Source organism: Pseudomonas laurylsulfatiphila (assembly GCF_002934665.1).
In the GTDB taxonomy this organism is placed as follows: domain Bacteria; phylum Pseudomonadota; class Gammaproteobacteria; order Pseudomonadales; family Pseudomonadaceae; genus Aquipseudomonas; species Aquipseudomonas laurylsulfatiphila.
Genome location: NZ_NIRS01000004.1, coordinates 557,798 through 577,098, shown reverse-complemented (window position 1 = coordinate 577,098; position 19,301 = coordinate 557,798). Strand labels below are relative to the sequence as shown.

At 59.8% G+C, this 19,301-nt stretch carries 18 protein-coding genes; 7 read left to right on the top strand and 11 right to left on the bottom strand.

The features are described from left to right. The first annotated feature begins 148 nt into the window (after window positions 1-148). The 5 genes from CD175_RS17425 (at window position 149) to CD175_RS17405 (ending at window position 3,281) form a co-directional block, all read left to right on the top strand. Window positions 149-604 (top strand): YkvA family protein, encoded by a 456-nt coding sequence (locus CD175_RS17425; RefSeq protein ID WP_104449831.1) that lies wholly within the window; start codon window positions 149-151, stop codon window positions 602-604. A 114-nt stretch (window positions 605-718) separates the two neighbouring features. Then, window positions 719-1,060 carry a helix-turn-helix domain-containing protein gene (locus CD175_RS17420; RefSeq protein ID WP_007974980.1) on the top strand — a complete coding sequence of 114 codons (342 nt, stop codon included), beginning with the start codon at window positions 719-721 and terminating at the stop codon, window positions 1,058-1,060. Next, complete coding sequence (locus tag CD175_RS17415; RefSeq protein WP_003223109.1) at window positions 1,057-1,428, top strand: hypothetical protein; 372 nt, start codon at window positions 1,057-1,059, stop codon at window positions 1,426-1,428. The genes CD175_RS17420 and CD175_RS17415 overlap by 4 nt, the downstream gene beginning before the upstream one ends. After that, window positions 1,429-1,836 (top strand): SEL1-like repeat protein, encoded by a 408-nt coding sequence (locus tag CD175_RS17410; protein WP_104449830.1) that lies wholly within the window; start codon window positions 1,429-1,431, stop codon window positions 1,834-1,836. 266 nt (window positions 1,837-2,102) lie between these two features. Then, complete coding sequence (locus CD175_RS17405) at window positions 2,103-3,281, top strand: integrase core domain-containing protein (protein ID WP_104447355.1); 1,179 nt, start codon at window positions 2,103-2,105, stop codon at window positions 3,279-3,281. Between the two features lie 363 nt (window positions 3,282-3,644). On the opposite strand, the gene CD175_RS17395 is transcribed toward CD175_RS17405, so the two are convergent. Together CD175_RS17395 and CD175_RS17390 are read right to left on the bottom strand one after the other, a co-directional pair. Beyond that, a complete protein-coding gene (locus CD175_RS17395) occupies window positions 3,645-5,435 on the bottom strand; it encodes a bifunctional diguanylate cyclase/phosphodiesterase (protein ID WP_104449829.1) in 1,791 nt (596 codons plus the stop codon). 146 nt (window positions 5,436-5,581) lie between these two features. Then, on the bottom strand, window positions 5,582-7,663 hold the full coding sequence (locus CD175_RS17390; protein WP_167399535.1) for a carboxy terminal-processing peptidase: 2,082 nt from the start codon (window positions 7,661-7,663) through the stop codon (window positions 5,582-5,584). Between the two features lie 138 nt (window positions 7,664-7,801). Between CD175_RS17390 and CD175_RS17385 the strand changes: the two genes are divergently transcribed. Beyond that, a complete protein-coding gene (locus CD175_RS17385) occupies window positions 7,802-8,764 on the top strand; it encodes a zinc-binding dehydrogenase (RefSeq protein ID WP_104449827.1) in 963 nt (320 codons plus the stop codon). A gap of 113 nt (window positions 8,765-8,877) precedes the next feature. Here the strand turns inward: CD175_RS17385 and CD175_RS17380 are convergent, their stop codons facing one another. From CD175_RS17380 to CD175_RS17355, 6 genes are all read right to left on the bottom strand, one after another. Continuing rightward, entirely contained in the window at window positions 8,878-9,531 is a 654-nt protein-coding gene (locus CD175_RS17380) for an HAD family hydrolase (protein ID WP_104449826.1), read from the bottom strand. A 34-nt stretch (window positions 9,532-9,565) separates the two neighbouring features. Beyond that, window positions 9,566-10,555 (bottom strand): ABC transporter ATP-binding protein, encoded by a 990-nt coding sequence (locus CD175_RS17375; protein WP_095964001.1) that lies wholly within the window; start codon window positions 10,553-10,555, stop codon window positions 9,566-9,568. Next, window positions 10,552-11,352 (bottom strand): ABC transporter permease, encoded by an 801-nt coding sequence (locus CD175_RS17370; protein ID WP_104449825.1) that lies wholly within the window; start codon window positions 11,350-11,352, stop codon window positions 10,552-10,554. Before CD175_RS17370 ends, CD175_RS17375 begins: the two co-directional genes overlap by 4 nt. Beyond that, on the bottom strand, window positions 11,339-12,175 hold the full coding sequence (locus tag CD175_RS17365) for an ABC transporter permease (protein WP_165824810.1): 837 nt from the start codon (window positions 12,173-12,175) through the stop codon (window positions 11,339-11,341). Before CD175_RS17365 ends, CD175_RS17370 begins: the two co-directional genes overlap by 14 nt. 5 nt (window positions 12,176-12,180) lie before the next feature. Further along, the gene (locus tag CD175_RS17360; protein ID WP_104449824.1) at window positions 12,181-12,987 is read right to left on the bottom strand and encodes an alkaline phosphatase family protein; all 807 of its coding nucleotides are present in this window, start codon (window positions 12,985-12,987) and stop codon (window positions 12,181-12,183) included. Window positions 12,988-13,109: 122 nt separating this feature from the next. After that, complete coding sequence (locus CD175_RS17355) at window positions 13,110-14,174, bottom strand: ABC transporter substrate-binding protein (RefSeq protein ID WP_007974957.1); 1,065 nt, start codon at window positions 14,172-14,174, stop codon at window positions 13,110-13,112. A gap of 363 nt (window positions 14,175-14,537) precedes the next feature. Between CD175_RS17355 and CD175_RS17345 the strand changes: the two genes are divergently transcribed. Next, window positions 14,538-15,251 (top strand): UTRA domain-containing protein, encoded by a 714-nt coding sequence (locus tag CD175_RS17345; RefSeq protein WP_104449822.1) that lies wholly within the window; start codon window positions 14,538-14,540, stop codon window positions 15,249-15,251. Window positions 15,252-15,316: 65 nt separating this feature from the next. On the opposite strand, the gene CD175_RS17340 is transcribed toward CD175_RS17345, so the two are convergent. The 3 genes from CD175_RS17340 to CD175_RS17335 all read right to left on the bottom strand — a co-directional run bounded on the left by CD175_RS17340 (window position 15,317) and on the right by CD175_RS17335 (window position 19,173). After that, complete coding sequence (locus tag CD175_RS17340; RefSeq protein WP_240629003.1) at window positions 15,317-17,425, bottom strand: mechanosensitive ion channel family protein; 2,109 nt, start codon at window positions 17,423-17,425, stop codon at window positions 15,317-15,319. A 126-nt stretch (window positions 17,426-17,551) separates the two neighbouring features. Then, the gene (locus tag CD175_RS31360; RefSeq protein ID WP_008048365.1) at window positions 17,552-17,728 is read right to left on the bottom strand and encodes a hypothetical protein; all 177 of its coding nucleotides are present in this window, start codon (window positions 17,726-17,728) and stop codon (window positions 17,552-17,554) included. Between the two features lie 155 nt (window positions 17,729-17,883). Continuing rightward, window positions 17,884-19,173, bottom strand: a complete 1,290-nt coding sequence (locus tag CD175_RS17335; protein ID WP_007974949.1) for a M18 family aminopeptidase — start codon at window positions 19,171-19,173, stop codon at window positions 17,884-17,886. Between the last annotated feature and the right edge of the window lie 128 nt (window positions 19,174-19,301).

Genomic DNA, 19,301 nt, shown 5'->3' with positions numbered 1-19,301 from the left:
GTCAATGAAATTATGGGTTTTTTTTGATGAGTAAAAAACGCCCGATCTGAACGCGGGCCTTGTAAAACGGGGCTTACAGCGATGAAAAGTAGCTCTGTTCACAAGGTTATCCACAATTTGTGTGGATAACATTTCAACGGGAGGAATGATGAAAGCACCCTGGAATTTCGCTCGTTTCCTGCCACTGGCCGGACGTCTGCTGGCACGCGGTCGATTGCCGACCCTGTTGTTCGCGGTCGCCAGTAAAGGCGCAAGCCAGGGCAATCGACTAGGCAAGATCAAGGACGACCTGAAGCTGTTGCAGGCACTCTGCCTGGCCTACTGGCGTGGCGAGTATCGAGCCATCAGTCCCAAGGCGCTGGTGTCGGTTGTCGCGGGCCTGATGTACTTCCTCAGCCCGGTGGATGCGATCCCGGATTTCATTCCGGTGTTCGGCATGTTCGATGACATCGCAGTCCTGGCGTGGCTGATGAAAGTGCTCGACGACGAGCTCAATGCCTTCCGTGCCTGGCGCAAACGGCAGGTGCCGGAGAAGCTCGTGGTGGTTGAGCGCCTGCCCGATACCCCCGAGCAACTTCAACTGCAAGGCCCGAAAAAACGCTGAGTCGATTTCCACGAGTTCATAGATTGATGCCCCCCGCGACCTTGGCCGCTGTTAGGATTACACTTCTAGGGAAAAGTGCCGACTCGCTAAGTGTTGTTGTCCTACGGGGTAGTGATGGATATTCAGATAATTACACGCGAAGGCGAGCCCGAGTATGCGGTTCTGCCATGGGCTCAATATCAGGCGTTATTAAAAGCAGCGGGCATCAAGGAGCAAGCGTCGCCTCAAGCCACGAAGCCTCAGGCGGCGACACCAGACGCGATTCTTCCGGGTCTGGATCAACTACGCAGTTTGCGCGAGGGGAAGGGCATCGCCATCGAGGCGCTGGCCCGCACGGTAGGCATCAGCCCGTCTTACCTGGCCATGATCGAAAGTGGCGAGCGTCTGCCCGACGCCGCGATTCGCCGCAGCCTGGCTTGGGAATTGACGGTGCCAGGGTGGAGGGATGAATCGTGAGTGTACGCATCAGTCGTCAACACTGGGACGGATTGCTGGGCGAACTGGATCAGGCGCGACGCCAGCGCCATCTGTTGACGTATCGGGCATTGCTGGAGCGTTTGCAGCTGCCGACCCCGGCCATGCAGACCCTGACGGCGGCCCTTGAGCATCTGGCGGCTCTGGACGCCAAGGCGGAGCAGCCATTGCGCAGTTCACTGGTGATCAGCCAGGGTGCCAGCCGTTTGCCGCGCACCGGATTCTTTGAGTGTGTCGAGCGTCTCGGGCGTTTTTCCGGGCCGTCGGACGGCGTTGCCGCCGCGTCCTGGCACGCTTCGGAAGTGGTGCGGGTGTTCGAGTACGAATACCCGGAATCGGCCGAGGCTTGAATGTTTTTGCAACTCAAGGCGCGAGCCGGGTACTGGCTCGCGCGCCGGTTGTTTCACTGGTCGTGGTTTGTTCGCCAGCCGCAGGGCTGGCGCTGGCTCGAAGGCCAGTTTGCACGCATGGCCAACCTGGGCGACGTCGGCGCCCAGAGCTTCTATGGGCACATCCTGACGTTTCGCGGTGTCGGCCTCGGCGCTCGTGAGGAGGGCGTGCGTTTGTTGCGCCTGGCGGCATTGGCGGGCGATGGCAAGGCGGCGTATCAGGTGGGCGTGATCTGTTTGGCCGGGACGGCGAGCAAGGCGCCGGATCCGCTTGAAGCGGCTCGGTTTTGGGCGATGGCTGCCAAGGCCGGGCATCCGTTGGCGCCGATCAAGTTGCAAGAGTTGGCGTCTCGCGAGTCTGAGCTATAACCCTGGGCTGGCGGGGGATGGCTATTTGGGGAATTGTCCTGCGCCTGTCTGCAAGGCGACCTGTCTTTTGTTGACTGTGTACATATCCGTTTTTTCGGTAACGGCGACTTATGGTTTCGCCCTTACGGCGACTCACTTTTTTACAAGCGCCTAAAAAAGTAAGCAAAAAACGCTCGCGGTATGACTCACCCACATAGGTAACAAAACAGTTCAAGCACATAGGTAACAGTTTTTAACTGGCACTGGTCGATTCCGAGGATCTGACCATGCCGTGGCGAGAGCTGAAACCTATGGACCTGAAAGTGATGTTCATTGCCGATTATTTGTCTGGTCGACTCAATTTCAGTCAACTCTGTGCGGCTCACAGCATCAGTCGCAAGACTGGTTACAAGTGGGTGGCCCGCTACAACGCGGACAGCATTAATGGCTTGGCGGAGTGCAGTCGCAAGCGACACTCCCAGGCTCAGGCCGTGCCGTTTGCGGTCAAGGAGGCCATTCTTGAGCTGCGCGGCCAAGGGCAAACCACACCGGGCCCGAAGAAGATTCAGACAGCCCTGAGTGAACGGTTTCCAGATCAGTCTCCGCCCTCGAAAACCACGATCTACAACGTGCTTAAAAAGGCGGGTCTGGTGCCCCCACGGCGTTTACGTCAGCGTGTCGCCATCTATCCCAAGCCACTTCAGAAAGCCGATCTTCCCAACCAGCTCTGGAGCGCCGATTACAAAGGCCAATACCTGACGGGAGACGGTGTCTGGTGTTACCCCCTGACAGTGATGGATCACGCCAGTCGCTTTCTACTGGCGTGTGAAAGCATGCCCAGCACGACTTTCAAGGACGCCAAGGCAACCTTCGAGCGGCTATTTAAGATGCATGGAATGCCCGAGCGGATCCGTACCGACAACGGTGTCCCTTTTGCCAGCGGTGGGCGTGCCGGGTTATCGCAGTTGTCCATCTGGTGGGCCCGTCTGGGCATCATTCACGAAAGGATTCAACCTGGTCGACCAGAGCAAAACGGACGGCATGAGCGCATGCACCGCACGCTGAAAAGTACGTTGCCAAGGCCGCCGGAAATTGAGTGGGGAGCCCAGCAGAAACATTTCGATCTGTTCATGCAGCACTACAATCATGAGCGTCTTCATGAGGCGCTGGGGCAGAAAACCCCCGGCTCTTGCTACACAAGCTCTTCACGACCTTATCCGGGCAAGCTGCCGGAGATGAGGTACCCAAGCCATGTTGAGGTTTACCGGACGGACTCCAACGGCGTGGTGAACAAAGGTAGGCTTAGAATCTATGTCGGCTACGTGCTCAAGCATGAAACGGTTGGGTTGGAGAGCGTCAGTGAGGGTGTTTGGGACATCATTTTTGGACCGGTAGTATTAGGCCGCGTTGATGAAAGGGATGCCAAAGACGCTTATCTGACGCTCAAAGTAATCAGAAATAAGTGATCAGGTGTTACCTATGTGACTGACCTCTTCTGTTACCTATGTGGTTGATCCCTTCACTCGCCCCGAACGTACGGCCCCTCGCCTGGGCTCGGCGTTCCTTCGCTCCGGCATTCAGCCGGGGGCATCGCCTCCGGTCGGCTTCGCTTCGACCTACATGCAATGAGTTCGACTGCATCGAACGGCGCTGCGCGCCCGTCCCCGGATGAACACCTCCACTCAGCCTGCCGAGGGGGCGGGTGGATCAAGAGCTGCAGGCGAGCTAACGCTCGGCCTGATGAGTGGTGAAGAGCGAAGGTGTACGCCGCTCTGCCTTTGCTCTGCTCTTCTGTGGGAGCGAGCCTGCTCGCGAAAGCGTCCTGTCAATCACCGCTGCCCCATCAGGCAAGCACCTTCATGTTCCTGCCCCACCAGGCTATCAATCACATGCACGCTATAGCCCTGCACATTCTTCGCATGGTGCTTGGCTTGTGACGCCATTTCCGCCAACTGGCTCGCATCGAGTTGTCCACAGGCCTGTGGATGAAGATGCACCACGCCGATCGACAGCGACAACAGCGCAAACTCCTGCCGCACGCCCTGGCGATTCGGTGCGATGAAGCAGCCGGCTTCCAGGTGCTCGCTGCGGTAGAAGCGTCGGCATTGGCTCTGGAAGTCGTCGAGCAGCTGGTTCAAGCGTTTGCGCCAGTCTTCCGGGCCGAGCACCAGCAGGAAATCATCACCGCCGATGTGGCCGACGAAGTCGCGGGACGGGTCGACGCGGTCGTTCAGGCATTGCGCCAGGCACAACAGGACTTCGTCGCCGCGGCCATAGCCGTAGATGTCGTTGAAAGGTTTGAAGCTGTCGATGTCCACGTAGCAGATCACCGATTCCCGTTGCTGTTGCAGCAACCGCGTCAGGCATTGCTGGATCGGTACGTTGCCCGGGAGCAAGGTAAGCGGGTTGGCGTAGCGGGCTTGCTGGATCTTCAGTTCGGTAATCAGTTTGAGTACGTCTATTACGCGGCCGAGCCCGAGATAGCCGCCATTGAGGGTGATGATGAAGTCTTCTTCGATGCGCTGGCGGGCACGGCCTGTGATCAGGCGGCTGACTTGTTGCAGCGACTGACTCAGCTCGACGGCCAGGAAGTCATCGTTCATCAGGCGGCTGATGGGTTTGCGGGCGAACAGATCGGTGGCAAAGGGCTTGAGCAGGGCATCGGAGAGCGAATGTCGATGGACAATACCGCATGGCTGACCCTGTGCATCCAGGACCGCCAGCGAGTTCAGGTTGGCCTGGCGGCGAAAGGCTTCGAGCACCGTGGCGGTCGGGGTGTCCCGGTTCACGGCGGGTTGCTCGTTGAGCAGTGCGCTGAGGTCGCTGCCGTCTTCGCTCAGTACAACGCTGGTGCTGTCCTGGCGGGGCATCATTGCCCGGGCATCCCGTGGCGCGTGTTCCTGGGGGCGGCAGAGCAGATAGCCCTGGACCAGATCCACGCCCATCTCGGTCAGTACCGCGAGCTCTTCCGGTAACTCGATACCTTCGGCAATGACTTGCGCCCGCGAGGCCTTGGCGATTTGCAGGATCGAGCCGACGAACTCGCGCTTGAGCGCATCCTGATGAATGCCATCAATGAAATGCCGGTCGATTTTCACGTAATCCGGCCGCAGTTCGGACCACAAGCGCAAACTCGAATAACCCGCCCCCAGATCATCCAGCGCAATCGAAAATCCCATCGCCCGATAATGATGCAGGGCGGTTTGCAGCAGCTGGAAATCATCCGTTGGCGTCTGTTCCGTGAGCTCGATGACCACCTGACTCGGCGGAATGCCGAAGTCCTGCAGCAATTGCAGGGTGCGTCCCGGTTGATGGGCGGCTTCGAGCAGGGATTCCGGGGATACGTTGAGGAACAACAGGCCGGGCAGTTGTTGTTCATTGAAGCGCCGGCAAGCGCTTTCGCGGCAGGCAATTTCCAGCTCGCTCAAACGACCGGCCTGACGAGCCACGGCGAACAGGGCGACAGGGGAGTGCAGAGGGCTGTTGGACGGGCCGCGACTGAGGGCTTCGTAGCCGAGAATGCGCCGCTCAGAGAGGCTGATGATCGGTTGGAACAAACTGTGCAAACCGCCTTGAGTCAGGATCGAGCTCAATGCACTCAGCTGTTCGGTTGTGGTCATGGCGATCTCTGGCGATAAAAAAAGGACTGGCGTGGTCCCTTTCTACGAGGAGCACGCCAGTCCCATATTTCACGACAGAATGATGACTGTTTGATGACGCCCCGGAGGGCGTTAGCATTAAATTGCCATCAGCTGTTTGTTTACACTCAGTGCTTCGCCACTGCAGTGTTGAGTTTCAGGTAGTCCAGCAGAATCCGCCCGGTTTCGCTCAGGTAGGCATCGTCTTCCGGTTTGGTCTTGTCATCCTCGGCCGCGATGGCATCCTCGTCTTCTTTCTTCAGCTCTTTGAGCGGTTCTTCGCCCTTGGCCTTGCGACGGATGTTTTCCATGGTCAACTGTTTGGCTTCGATGTCGGCGTGCTGGGCACGACGCTCGGCTTCATTGAGGCTGACGGTTTTTTCGGCCATCAGTTTCTGCGCCAGGGCCAGCTTGTCGCGGATGAACACGAACTCCGCATCCTTGGCTGTACGTATGTCATGCTCGGACTTGAGCTGCGAAATGTACGGCTTGAACGGATCCAGCGACGGCTTGATCGCCGCCTTGATGGTGTCCCACGGCATGGCTTCGGGCAGGGCGCTTTCGCCGATTTCCTTGGTGTCGATGATCGACGGGTAATCGATGTCCGGCAAGACGCCCTGATGCTGGGTGCTCTGTCCGGAAACCCGGTAGAACTTGGCCAGGGTCAGTTTCAGCTCGCCATGGTTGAGTGGCTGAATGGTCTGCACGGTACCTTTGCCGAAGGTCTGGCCGCCGATGATCAGTGCGCGGTGGTAGTCCTGCATGGCGCCGGCAAAAATCTCCGAAGCCGAGGCGGACAGGCGGTTGACCAGCAACGCCATCGGGCCTTTGTAGAACGCGCCCGGGTTTTCATCTTCCAGCACGTCTACACGGCCATCGGCGTTACGCACGAGCACGGTCGGGCCTTTGTCGATGAACAGGCTGGTCAGCTCGGTGGCTTCCTGCAAGGAGCCGCCGCCGTTGTTGCGCAGGTCGATGACCACACCGTCGACTTTATCTTTCTGCAGTTCAGTCAGCAGTTTCTTGACGTCGCGGGTGGTGCTCTTGTAATCCGGGTCGCCGGCACGGAAGGCCTTGAAGTCCAGATAGAACGCCGGGATCTCGATGACGCCGAGCTTGTAGTCCTTGCCGTCCTGCTTCAGGTTCAAGACCGATTTCTTCACGGCCTGGTCTTCGAGCTTCACCGCTTCACGGGTGATCGGCACGATCTTGGTGGTCTGGTCGTTCGGCGCATTGCTGGCCGGGATCACTTCCAGGCGCACCACGGTGCCTTTCGGACCACGGATCAGCTTGACCACTTCGTCCAGGCGCCAGCCCACCACGTCGACCATTTCCTTGTTGCCCTGGGCAACGCCGATGATCTTGTCGGCCGGTGCAACCTGCTTGGTCTTGTCCGCCGGACCTGCCGGCACCAGACGCACGACTTTCACCTGGTCGTTATCGCTCTGCAACACGGCGCCGATGCCCTCGAGGGACAGGCTCATGTTGATGTCGAAGTTTTCCGCGTTATCCGGCGACAGATAGTTGGTATGCGGGTCGTAGGACATGGCGAAGGTATTGATGTACGCCTGGAAGATGTCTTCCGCGCGGGTCTGGTCCAGGCGCGCCAGCTGGTTCTTGTAGCGCTTGGTCAGGGTTTCCTGGATCTGCTTGGAATCCTTGCCGGCGATCTTCTGGCGCAGGACCTCGTCCTTGACGCGTTTGCGCCACAGGTCGTCGAGTTCCGCGGTGGATTTGAGCCAAGGGGCGTCCTTGCGGTCGATCAGCAAGGTTTCCTTGGTGTTGAAGTCGATCTTGTCGACGCCCTTGTTCAGCTCGGCAAGGGCAAAGTCCAGGCGCGCCTTTACGCGGTCCAGGTAGCGCTTGTAGATGGTGAACCCGGCGTTCAGGTCGCCGCTCTTGAGGAAGTCGTCGAACTGCGTCTTCCACTTGTCGAATTCGGCAATGTCGCTGGCCATGAAATAGCTGCGCGATGGATCCAGCAGCTTGAGGTAGCTGTCGTAGATGATCACCGAGCGCGCGTCATCGAGTGGCGGCTTGCTGTAGTGGTGGCGTTTGAGCAATTCCACGACGTTCAGACTGGCGATCACTTCGTCACGATCGGGCTGAAGCTTGTCCCAGCTATTGGCTGCGAATGTATTGCTCGACATCGGCAGCAAGCCGATACCGATGAATAAGGCGAGGGCAGTGCTGGGGAACAGATGCTTCATGCTGATTCGACGCGGGGACAATTGATAACGCATATTAGGCCGTCTTTGAAGTCGCCGGCTCTTTGGGAGCCGGTCGCATAATGCAAAAAGCCCGGCGCTATAGCTTCGGGCTCAGTCCAGACTCACTATGGAGGCACTGTGAAAGCATTGCAAGGCGTTGACGGTCAAGTGGTATGGGTTGATGAACCCAGTCCTGCATGCGATGTAGGGCAAGTTCGTATTCGAGTGGCGGCAGCGGGCCTCAATCGCGCCGATTTGTTGCAGAAAGCCGGTCTATATCCGCCACCGCCAGGGGCCAGCCAGGTGCTCGGTCTAGAGTGCTCGGGGGTCATCAGCGAGGTTGGCGCGGGCTCCTCCTGGCAGGTGGGCGATCGTGTTTGCGCCTTGCTGGCCGGGGGCGGGATGGCCGAAGAGGTGGTTGTCGACGGGCGGCATGTGTTGCCGGTTCCCGACGGAATGTCACTGGTCGAAGCGGCGGCATTGCCCGAAGTTTATGCAACAGTCTGGCTGAATGTGTTTCAACTGGCTGCGCTCAAGCCGGGACAGAAAGTTCTGCTGCACGCCGGAGCAAGTGGCATTGGTTCAGCGGCCATTCAGCTGTGCAAGGCCTTCGGTAACCCGTGCTGGGTCAGCGTCGGCTCTGCCGAGCGACTGGCGTACTGCGAAGCGCTCGGTGCCCAGGGCGGCGTGGTGCGTAACGGTGATCTGGAGAGCTTGCGCGATCTGGGGCCGTTCGACGTGATTCTCGACCCGGTGGGTGGCAGTTACGCGGCATTGAACCTGAAGTTGCTGGCTCAGGATGGTCGCTGGGTGTTGATCGGTCTGATGGGCGGGCGCGAGGCCAAGCTGGATCTGGCCCAGGTGCTGGCCAAGCGCGTGCAGTTGCTGGGCTCGACCCTGCGCAGCCGGGATGATCAGTTCAAGGCGGATCTGTTCAGCGATCTGGGCCTGCACGTGTGGCCGTTGTTCGCCGAGGGGCGCTTGAGTGCGCAACTGGCCAGGACATTCCCGATCAGGGATGCCGAGGCAGCGTTTGCCGAGTTGGCGAGCAATAACGTGGCGGGGAAGGTGGTGTTGGTGATTGACGAGAGCCTGAACTGACAACGAGAAACCTGTAGGAGCGAGCTTGCTCGCGATTAGCGGAGTGTCAGTTGATATTAATGCAACTGACTCGCCGCCATCGCGAGCAAGCTCGCTCCCACAGGGGGGCCGGGTTATTTCCAGAGGTGGATCGGCCACCCGGCCTTTTCGGCCTGCTCGCGCAACACCGGATCCGGATTGACCACGTGGGGGAAATCCACCTTCAGCAACAACGGCAGGTCATTGCGTGAGTCGGAATAGAAGCTCGCGCCTTCGAGGTTTTCCTCTTCCGCATCCAGCCACTCCAGCAAGCGGGTGATCTTGCCTTCGCGGTAGGTCAGGGTGCCCACGGTGTGGCCGGTGTAAACGCCCTGAGCCACTTCCAGTTCGATGCCCAGAATCTCGTCGATGCCCAGGCGCTCGGCGATGGGGCCGACCAGGTGAGTGCCCGAGGCCGAGATCACCAGAATCCGGTCGCCGGCCTTGCGATGCGCCGCGATGGCCTTGGTGGCGTCGCTGAAAATGATCGGCTCGATGTAGTCTTCCACCCAGGGGCCAACCAGATGCTCGACCTCTTGTGGCGTGCGGCCGATCATCGGCTCCAGGCTGAAGGTCATGAAGTCTTCCATGCGCAATTTGCCGTGGCTGTAAGCGTCCATCAGCTCGTTGTTCTGTCGCATGAACGATTCGGGGTCGACCCAGCCCAGGCGACCCATCTGCTCGCTCCAAAGGGTGGCGCAGTCGCCGTGGATCAGGGTTTCGTCCAGATCAAAAATTGCCAGGGCCATCAGTGCAGTTCTCTCTTCAGCATAAGCAAAGGCATCAGGCTACCTCACACAGGGCCGTCGGATCGATGGAAAGCGCCAGGCGCTGACCATCGGGATGCAGGTCGGCCGCCGAGCGGTTCAGCACATCCACCACCAGTTCCACGCCCCGGGCTTCGACCCGGTAGCGGATGACGTTGCCCAACAGGCTGTGGCTGCGTACCTGCGCGTCCAGTTCACCGTTGAGGCTCAGTTCGATGGCTTCCGGGCGAATGGCGATGCGCTTGTTGATTGGCCGCTGCAGCAGCTTCGAGGCGCTGTCGGCGTCCAGCAGGTTGTAGTTGCCGATGAAACCGGCAGCGAACACATCCACCGGCGCAGTGTAGAGGGTTTCGGCGTCGCCACTTTGTACGATCTTTCCCTGATTCATCAGGAAAATCCGGTCAGACATGGTCAGGGCTTCTTCCTGATCGTGTGTGACGAAAATCGTGGTCAGGCCCAGTTCGCGCTGGATCTGACGGATCTGTTCGCGCAGGTGCTTGCGAATGCGCGCATCCAGCGCCGACAGCGGTTCGTCCAGCAGCAACAGGCGTGGCCGGGTCACCAGCGAGCGGGCGAGGGCGACGCGCTGGCATTGGCCACCGGACAGCTGATGTGGATAGCGTGCGGCGAAGTCCTGCAACTCCACCAGTTTCAGTACTTCGGCGACACGTTTCTGGCTGTCATCGGCATTGACCTTTTGCATGCGCAGACCGAAGGCGACGTTTTGCTCCACGGTCATGTTGGGGAACAGCGCATAGCTCTGGAACACCATGCCGATCCCACGTTTCTGCGGGCTCACCGGCACGATATCGGCACCATCGAGCAGGATTTTGCCACCATCCACCGAAGTCAGGCCGGCGATGCAGCGCAGCAGGGTGGATTTGCCGCAGCCGGACGGGCCGAGCAGGGTGACGAACTCACCTTTCTGGATTTCGCAATTGATGTCGCTGAACACCGTGGTGCCGGCGAAGCTTTTCTGAAGATGTTGGACGCTGACATAGCTCATTCGCTTTTGTCCCTGTTCAAGATATTGGCAATCCAGGTCAGAACCAGCACAAAGAAGAAGTAGGAAATCACCAGCGCACTGGTGAAATGACCGCTGCTGTTGCGCATGTTGTTGAGGTAGACCTGCAGGGTTTCGTAGCGGGTGCCGACGAGGATGTTGGCGAACACGAACTCACCGAACAGGAACGAGAACGACAGCAGCAGCGCCACCATCAGGCCCTTGCGCAGGTTCGGCAGCACCACCAGGAGGGCGGCTTGCCAGGTGCTGGCGCCGAGCAACTGGGCGGCGTCCATCAGGTCGCGCAGGTTGATCGCTTGCAGGTTGTTGGTGATCGCCCGATACATGAACGGCAGCGCCACGGTGAAGTAGCAACCGATCAGGATCCAGGGTGTACCGACCATGGCGAACGGTCCGGAACCATAGAGTTGCAGCAGCCCCACCGACGACACCACCGGTGGCACGGCGAAGGGCAGCAGGATCAGGATGTTCATCAGCGCATCGAGTTTCGGGAAGTGATAATGCACCACGAACAGCAACGGCAGGATCAGCACCACGGAAAGAATCAGTGAACCCACGCAGACCAGCAGCGATTGCCCGAACGCATTCAGGAAGCGCGGATCGCTCCACAGCTGGATGTACCACTTGAGGGTGAAACCGCTGGGCAGAATGGTTGCCGACCAACTGCTGGCGATCGAGTAGATCAGCGTGCCGGCCAGCGGCAACAGCAGGATGGCAAACAACAGGTAAACCACGACGCGGTGGTAGACACCGGCGGGCCCCAGTTCAGCGCGAGACATGGTAGCTCCTCTTCAACAGCAACTGGTGCACGATGGTCACCAGGGTCATCAAGGCCACCAGCACAACGGCCAGGGCGCTGGCCAGGTTCGGGTCCAGGGAAATGTCACCGGACACCATCGCCGCAATGCGGATCGGCAGCACGTTGAAGTTGCCGGTGGTCAGGGCGTACACCGTGGCGTAGGCACCGAGGGCGTTGGCCAGCAGGATCACGAAGGTGCCCAGCAGTGCCGGCGTCAACACCGGCAATCCGATGTGCCGCCAGTACTGCCAACCGTCGGCGCCCAGTAGCGCAGCGGACTCACGCCAGTCTTCGCGCAGCGCATCGAAGGCGGGGTACAGCAGCAGTACGCCGAGGGGAATCTGGAAGTAGGTGTAGAGAATGATCAGCCCGGTTTTCGAGTACAGGTTGAAATCCTGGATGATGCCGGCCTGCTTGAGCATGATGGTGAAGCTGCCATTGAAGCCGAGCAAAATGATGAACGCAAAGGCCAGGGGCACGCCCGCGAAGTTGCTGGTCATGTTGGCGAAGGCGTTGACGAAGTTGCGCAGTTTCGAATCGACCCGGCGCAGGGAGTAGGCGCCCAGTATCGCGATGATGATCCCGAACACGCTGGACCAGAAGCTGATCTCAAGGCTGTACTGGATCGCCTGCAGGTAAAACTTCGAACTGAAGATTTTGCTGAAGTTGGCCAGGCCCCAGCCGAATTCTTCCGATTGCAGGCTGTTGATCATCACCCAGGTCAGCGGTGCGATCTCGAACACGATGAAGAACAGTGCGAACGGGACCAGGCATAAGGCTGCGAGCCATTTACTGCGGGTCATGGCATTCACTTGAGCAGCTCCCGGCAGACCGGTTTGTCGTGGGGCGCGCCCAGCAACTCGCAGACGGTGCCGCAGATCTCGGTCTGTTTCGGCGCTGCGCCGGCGTCGAAGCTGAAGGCGTCACCGAGAACGAACAACGGCACCTCACGTTCTTCCGGCAGCAGGCCGTTGTGGGAGCGGTCGTTGTTCATGCCGTGGTCGGCGGTGACCAGCACCTGATAACCGGCACCGAGCCAGCCTTGCAGGTAGTCGGCCAGGATGATGTCGGCCGAGCGGGCGCTGTTGCGGTACTGCGGGGTGTCGAGGCCGTGCTTGTGCCCGGCGTCGTCGATGTTCATCGGGTGGATCAGTAAAAAGTGCGGCGCATGGCGCTGGCGCAGGTTTTCGGCGTCGGCGAACAGGTGCGAATCGGGGTAGTGATCGTTCCAGTAGAAATGCCCATGCTGGATCGGCAGTTGCGGATCATCGGTGTGGCGGTCCCGTGCCGCCACGAAAGGCGAACGGTTATACAGTTCGCTGACCCAGTGATAGGCCGCCGCGGCGGTGACTAGACCCGCGTCGGTGGCGTAGTGATAGATGCTGCGTTGGTTGGACAGGCGCGAAACGTTGTTGTGGACGATACCGCTGTCGATGGGCGCAACGCCGGTCAGGATGCATTCGTACAGCGGGCGGGACAGGGCCGGCAACTCGCACTCCAGCTTGTAGAGTGCCGCACGTCCTGCACCGACGTACGCCTGCAGGTGCCCCATGGCGTGACGGGCGACCTCGTAGTTGAGGCCGTCGAGCACCACAAGGATGACGTTGTGCTTCATAGGGGCGATGACTCCAGAATCAAAACTGAACGGTGTAGGAGCTGCCGCAGGCTGCGATCTTTTGATCTTGAAAAAGCACAATCAAAAGATCGCAGCCTGCGGCAGCTCCTACGGATGCAGCATTACTGCATATTGATGATGACTTCTTCCTGCCACTTCTGAGGAAGGGCCTTGGAGGTCTTTTCCCACGCATCCGCGTCTTTGATCGGCGTCACTTTCTTGTACTGCTCGTTAGGCAGCAGCTTGGCCTTCACGTCGGCCGGCAGTGTGATGTGCTCGGCACGGATCGGACGGGCGTTGCCCTTGGCCAGGTTGATCTGGCCGGCGTCGCTGAAGATGTATTCGCGGGTCAGCTTGGCGGCGTTCGGGTTTTTCGCGTACTTGTTGATGATGGTGGTGTAACCGGAAATCACCGAGCCGTCGGACGGGATCAGCACCACGTAGTCATCCGGGTTGGCCATCTTGGCCTTGTAGCTCAGGCCGTTGAAGTCCCAGACCACGCCGACTTCGATTTCGCCTTTTTCCATGGTGGCAATCGTCGGGTTGGACATCGACAGGCGACCTTGCTTGGCGATGTCGGCGAACAGCAGCAGGGCAGGCTGCAGGTTTTTCTCGTCGCCACCGTTGGCCAGTGCCGCGGCCAGTACGCCGTTGGCTGCCTGGGCTGCAGTGCTCACGTCACCGATGGACACCTTGTATTTGCCGCTCTTGAGGTCAGCCCATTTGGTCGGGGCTTCGGAGCCGTGCAGCAACTTCTTGTTGACGATGAAAGCGATGGTGCCGGTGTAGGCCAGTGCCCAGTTGCCGTCCTTGTCCTTGGCCCAGGCTGGCACCTGATCCCAGGTGGAAGGCTTGTAGGGCTGGACTACGCCCTGCTTGACCGCGATCGGGCCGAACGCTGCACCGACGTCGCCGATGTCGGCGCTGGCGTTGTCTTTCTCCGCGGCGAACTTGGCGATCTCCTGGGCTGAGCTCATGTCGGTGTCGATGTGCTTGAGGCCGTACTTGTCGCTCAGGTCTTTCCAGGTGCCGGCCCAGTTGGCCCAGTCATCGGGCATGCCGACGCTGTTGACGGCGCCTTCCGCTTTCGCAGCGGCTTCCAGGGTTTTCAAATCATCGGCCGCCATGGCGGCGGTGCACATTGCGATGGTCGAGCCTAACAGTGATGCCAGGAAAAGCTTTTTCATTCCGAAGCTCCTTGGGTCGTGTTCAACGCTGCGATTGCGGTTTGTGTTGGTCTAGGTCAGCAATACCTGAGCCAATTTAAGGGGGCTGGATGACACTTTGATGTCGCTCGTCGCCCTGGAGGACTTTTTGTTCAGCGGTATCGCGACTGGCCTGATAAGCGTAGACCATGGTCAAGCCCTCGGCTGGCAAGGGACTTGGCCGATGATTTGCAGGTTTTCGAGTTCGCAGAATGGCGACCGTTGGGCAGCTTTGTCACATCTCGGTCATCTACGCTGCCTACGCTTGCAGACTATTGAATGAGCCGGATTGCGCGGCGGTTCTGCCCTGAATTGGTGCTGGTCTAGTCCAGAAAGGAAACGTTGATGCGTGAAGAGGCAACAAAGGCGGTAACAGCCATCGGCCAGGTACTTCAGGAGCAGATCGACCACGGCTTGTTGGCCCCGGGCAGCAAATTGCCGGCCGAGCGCAAGCTCAGTGAATTGTTCGGCACCACGCGGATCACTTTGCGTGAGGCGTTGTTGCAGTTGGAGTCGCAGGGGCAGATTTATCGCGAGGAGCGTCGCGGCTGGTTCGTCTCGCCGCCACGCCTGGCGTACAACCTGATGCAGCGCAGCCACTTTCACGCGATGGTCAGTGCCCAGGGGCGGGTGCCGTCCACGGAGGTGATTTCGGCGCGATTGCAACCGGCGTCGGCGGCCGTTTGTGCCTGGCTGCAATTGCCGGCGCTGTCGAGCGTGATCCAGATCTGCCGCTCACGGCGGATCGACGGGCGGCTGGTGCTGTATGTGGAGCACTATCTGAACCCGCAGTACTTTCCGGGAATCCTCGATTTCGATTTGAATCAGTCGATCACCGAGTTGTACGCGCGGCATTACGATTTGCACTATGGGCGGGTGCGCTTCGAGATTGTGCCCACGGCGTTGTCGGTGGATGCGGCGGCGGCGCTGAAGGTGTCGGCGGGTAGCCCGGGCTTACGGATTGCCCGCGTCAACTATGACCAGTATGAACGCCTGATCGACTGCGATCTGGAGTTCTGGCGGCATGATGCGATTCATGTCGGCGTTGACGTGGTTTGACCTCGTAGGAGCTGCCGCAGGCTGCGATCTTTTGATTTTTAAAAGATCGCAGCCTGCGGCAGCTCCTACAAGGGTTGTTCCGGGGAGCCGGCGGCGGCGGTGACCTGAATGCTCATCCGCGGTGTCGCCAGGTCCAATCCGGCTTCATCCATGTGCCGCTTGAGTGACAGGTTGAACGCTCGCGACACTTCCCACTGCTTGATCGGCGCGGTCTTGAAGCGGGCGCGCAGGATCGCATTACCCGACTCGAAACTTTCCACCCCCTGGAACTCCAGCGGCGACCAGATATTGCGTCGCTGCAACGGATCGGTGCGCATTTTCTGGCCGACTTCGCGCATCAGTTTGATGGCGTTGTCGATGTCCATGTTGGCCGGCACTGCTACCCGGAAGATCGCGTAGCCGAATTCCCGGGAGTAGTTCTTGATGCTTTTGATTTCACTGAACGGAATGGTGTGGACGATGCCGTCGATGTCCCGCAGGCGCACGGTGCGGATGGTCAGGCCTTCGACCGTGCCGAGGTGGCCGCCGACATCCACGTAGTCGTCGATGGCCAGGGAGTCTTCGATGATGATGAACAGCCCGGTAATCAGGTCGGCTACCAGCGATTGCGCACCAAAGCCGATGGCCAGACCGATCACACCGGCACCGGCCAGCAGCGGCGTGACGTTCATGCCCATGTTCGCCAGTGCAACGATCAGCGCGACAATGAAGATGGCCACGAACAGCACGTTGCGAATCAGCGGCATCATCGTCTGCGCGCGGGCATTGGCCAGGCCTTTGCGCGAGCGGGTCAGTGCGTGGTGCACGGCGGTGTCGCTGAGAATCCAGATCAACCAGGCGAACAACAGCGTGCCGGCGAGGCTGAACAACTTGACGCTGACTTCGTGGCCATCGCCTTCGGTAAAGCGGATCAAGGACATGCCCCAGACCCGCAGGCCGAGCTCGATAAAGGCCAGCCACACCAACAGGTGGAGGATGGTGTAGAAGAAGTTTTTCAGCCGTTCCGAATACACGGCGTAACGCCGGATTCCGCGCTGGGGCTTAAGGGCGTGGCGGCGTACCAGGCCGTTGATGACCATGCACAACACCAGCAACACGGTGCAGATCAGCGACTGGCGCAGGGCAGTGCTGGTGTCGCCGGCGGAAATGAACGTCGCGAACAGGGAGATGGCCACCAGCACCAGAGCCGGCACGTACCAGAAGGTGCCGAGAATCGACAGGGTGTCGTTGAGGGCGCGCCGGGTCAGGCGTCGGGACAGCGGCTGGTTGCGGATCAGGTGGGCGATCGGGCGGCGGAAACGCAAGATGAACCGGGCGGTGGACAAAGCTGCCAGGACATTGGCAATCGTGGCAGCCGTATGGGCCAGATGGCTGCCGAGGCTGTCGACCAGTTTTGGGTCGCTCAGCGCTTCGCCAAATGCGGCGAAGCTGCCGATCAGCCACAGCGGTCGAAACGCCTGGTGCCGCAGAATGTACAAGGCGCGGTGGCGGTGTGGGCCGTCGAGCAGGGAAAAGGCAATCACGCAGATGGCCGAGAAGCAGGTGCCGACGACCAATGCATAGGCCAGCACCATCGCCAGGCTTTTGCCCAGGGACGAGGGCAGGGCATAGCTCATGTAGATCGTGATCACCAGGGCGATCAGCCATGGCCCGAGCTTGCGCAAGGCAAAGCGCAACATGTCCAGGGCGCGGGGGTGCTGCGGCAGTTCCTCAGTCAGGCCGAAACGCATGCGCACGCGGTGGCTGATCCAGATCAGCGCGGCGGCCAGCAGGCTCCAGACCATCAGGATCATGGCGAACGCAAAGAGCATCGGCAGCCATTCATTGGCCGGCAGCGCCAGCGCCATCAGCTCTTCCTGGGCCTGGTCGAACTCGCTGGACCAGCGCGTGAGCGGACTGTCGTCGCCGGAAAATTTCTTTTCGATCGTGGCCAGGGTTCCGCCAATCAAACCCAGCACGCCTTCTTCGGTAATCGGTTGGGCTTGTTTGGTGGTGTCACGGAGCCTTTTCAGATCGGCCAGCAGCTTGGCGCGTTGCTGATCGTTTTCCAGTGACTTGATCACTTCGTCCAGGGACTGCCCCAGCGGTTCCTGTGCTTCGGGCTGCGCCTTGGCCTGGCCGCCGAGCAGGCTTGGAAGGCCGACCGCCTGGGCAGGTGCCACTGGCAGCAGCATCAGGCAGACAAGGAAAATATACGGAAGGGCAAAAAGACGAGCGAACACTAGGCGGTCAACCTCGCAAGGAGCGGATCGACCGAGTGTACGAGGCCGTCAAAATCAATGCGAGCCAAGGGCGATGAATTATTCGTTGAGTTTGGCGAGGATCTTGATCACCACGGTCGCGAGGATGGTCAGCATGCCGATCCACATGGCGAACACACCGGCGTTTTTGTCGCGAAAGTTGAAGCCGACGGCCAGCAGGAGCATCCCGGCAAGAATCGGGATCAGCATGGCGTGAAAGGTGGACATCGAAATCATGGAGACAGCCTTGTCGAAGGGATACTTGAAGTCTAGGCCGCTTTTAAAGCAGCCGAAGTGATGTGTGTGTAGGAGCTGCCGCAGGCTGCGATCTTTTGATCTTGATCTTAAAAACAAAATCAAAAGATCGCAGCCTGCGGCAGCTCCTACAGGGTTTACGGCAACTCGCGGCAGGCGTAGAACGCGCTCAGTACCTTGACCAGGTGCGCCAGGTCGTGGCTGCCGCACAGTTCGCGGATCGAGTGCATGGCGAACGTCGGCAGGCCGATGTCCACGGTGCGCACGCCCAGGTGGCTGGCGGTGATCGGGCCGATGGTCGAGCCACAGCCCATGTCACTGCGTACCACGAAGCTTTGCACCGGCACTTCTTCAGCCATGCACAGGTGACGGAAGAACCCGGCGGTTTCGCTGTTGGTGGCGTAGCGCTGGTTGCTGTTGACCTTGATCACCGGGCCGGCGTTGAGTTTCGGGCCGTGGTTGGCATCGTGCTTGTCGGCGTAGTTCGGATGCACGCCGTGGGCGTTGTCAGCCGAAACCAGCAGGGATTTCTGAATGGTACGTACGAATTCATCCCCTTCAGGCAGCAGGCGACGCAGGGTTTGCTCCAGCATCGGGCCATCGGCACCGCAGGCTGAGCAGGAACCGACTTCTTCGTGGTCGTTGCAGACCAGCACGCAGGTTTCGTCGGTGTCGGCCGTCAGCAGCGCTTGCAGGCCGGCATAGCACGACAGCAGGTTGTCCAGGCGCGCGCCGGCGATGAAGTCGCCATGCAGGCCAATGACCGCAGCGCTTTGGGTGTCGTAGAAACTCAACTCGTAATCGAGCACCACATCGGCATTCAGGCCGTGTTCGCGGGCGAGTTGGTCAGTGAGCACCGCGCGGAAGTCCACGCGTTCGTCACCGGCGAATTGCGCGAGGATCGGCGGCAGTTCGGTCTGGGCGTTGATGGCCCAGCCCATGTTGGCTTCGCGGTTGAGGTGAATCGCCAGGTTCGGAATGATCGCGACCGGGGCCTTGAAGTCGATCAACTGGCTCTCGACCTTGCCATCACGCCGGAAGGTCACGCGGCCGGCCAGGGACAGGTCGCGGTCGAACCACGGTGCCAGCAGTGCGCCGCCATAGACTTCGACACCCAGCTGCCAGAAACCCTGGCGTTGCAGCTCCGGTTGCGGCTTGACGCGCAGGCACGGGCTGTCGGTGTGGGCGCCGACCAGGCGAATGCCGCCGTGCAGCGGCGAATGACGGCCCATTTTGATCGCGACAATCGAAGAGTCATTGCGGGTGACGTAGTAGCGACCGTTGGCTTCGGTATTCCACGGCTCGCGCTCGTCGAGGCGTTGATAGCCCGCCGCTTCCAGGCGCTGAACAAGGCTGGCGGTGGCATGGAACGGGGTAGGGGAGGCCTTGAGGAAATCGATCAGGCCTTGGTTCAACTCTTCGCGCATAAAGTAGCTCCAGACAGCAGTGGCGCCAGTTTAACGTATTGGTTGCAGAAGTGGCGGTGGGCTGATGTTGGGGTAGACACCCAGTTTGAGCATGCAGGACTCCTGTAGGAGCTGGCTTGCCAGTGATT

Excerpts from the sequence above, each read along its gene's own strand:
- CD175_RS17410 (WP_104449830.1), top strand. The coding sequence starts at position 1,429 with ATGTTTTTGCAACTCAAGGCGCGAGCCGGGTACTGGCTCGCGCGCCGG.
- CD175_RS17395 (WP_104449829.1), bottom strand. The coding sequence starts at position 5,435 with ATGACCACAACCGAACAGCTGAGTGCATTGAGCTCGATCCTGACTCAA.
- CD175_RS31360 (WP_008048365.1), bottom strand. The coding sequence starts at position 17,728 with ATGATTTCGATGTCCACCTTTCACGCCATGCTGATCCCGATTCTTGCC.
- CD175_RS17365 (WP_165824810.1), bottom strand. The coding sequence starts at position 12,175 with ATGACCCGCAGTAAATGGCTCGCAGCCTTATGCCTGGTCCCGTTCGCA.
- CD175_RS17370 (WP_104449825.1), bottom strand. The coding sequence starts at position 11,352 with ATGTCTCGCGCTGAACTGGGGCCCGCCGGTGTCTACCACCGCGTCGTG.
- CD175_RS17380 (WP_104449826.1), bottom strand. The coding sequence starts at position 9,531 with ATGGCCCTGGCAATTTTTGATCTGGACGAAACCCTGATCCACGGCGAC.
- CD175_RS17375 (WP_095964001.1), bottom strand. The coding sequence starts at position 10,555 with ATGAGCTATGTCAGCGTCCAACATCTTCAGAAAAGCTTCGCCGGCACC.
- CD175_RS17360 (WP_104449824.1), bottom strand. The coding sequence starts at position 12,987 with ATGAAGCACAACGTCATCCTTGTGGTGCTCGACGGCCTCAACTACGAG.
- CD175_RS17340 (WP_240629003.1), bottom strand. The coding sequence starts at position 17,425 with ATGCTGCTGCCAGTGGCACCTGCCCAGGCGGTCGGCCTTCCAAGCCTG.
- CD175_RS17355 (WP_007974957.1), bottom strand. The coding sequence starts at position 14,174 with ATGAAAAAGCTTTTCCTGGCATCACTGTTAGGCTCGACCATCGCAATG.
- CD175_RS17405 (WP_104447355.1), top strand. The coding sequence starts at position 2,103 with ATGCCGTGGCGAGAGCTGAAACCTATGGACCTGAAAGTGATGTTCATT.
- CD175_RS17420 (WP_007974980.1), top strand. The coding sequence starts at position 719 with ATGGATATTCAGATAATTACACGCGAAGGCGAGCCCGAGTATGCGGTT.
- CD175_RS17425 (WP_104449831.1), top strand. The coding sequence starts at position 149 with ATGAAAGCACCCTGGAATTTCGCTCGTTTCCTGCCACTGGCCGGACGT.
- CD175_RS17345 (WP_104449822.1), top strand. The coding sequence starts at position 14,538 with ATGCGTGAAGAGGCAACAAAGGCGGTAACAGCCATCGGCCAGGTACTT.
- CD175_RS17390 (WP_167399535.1), bottom strand. The coding sequence starts at position 7,663 with ATGAAGCATCTGTTCCCCAGCACTGCCCTCGCCTTATTCATCGGTATC.
- CD175_RS17335 (WP_007974949.1), bottom strand. The coding sequence starts at position 19,173 with ATGCGCGAAGAGTTGAACCAAGGCCTGATCGATTTCCTCAAGGCCTCC.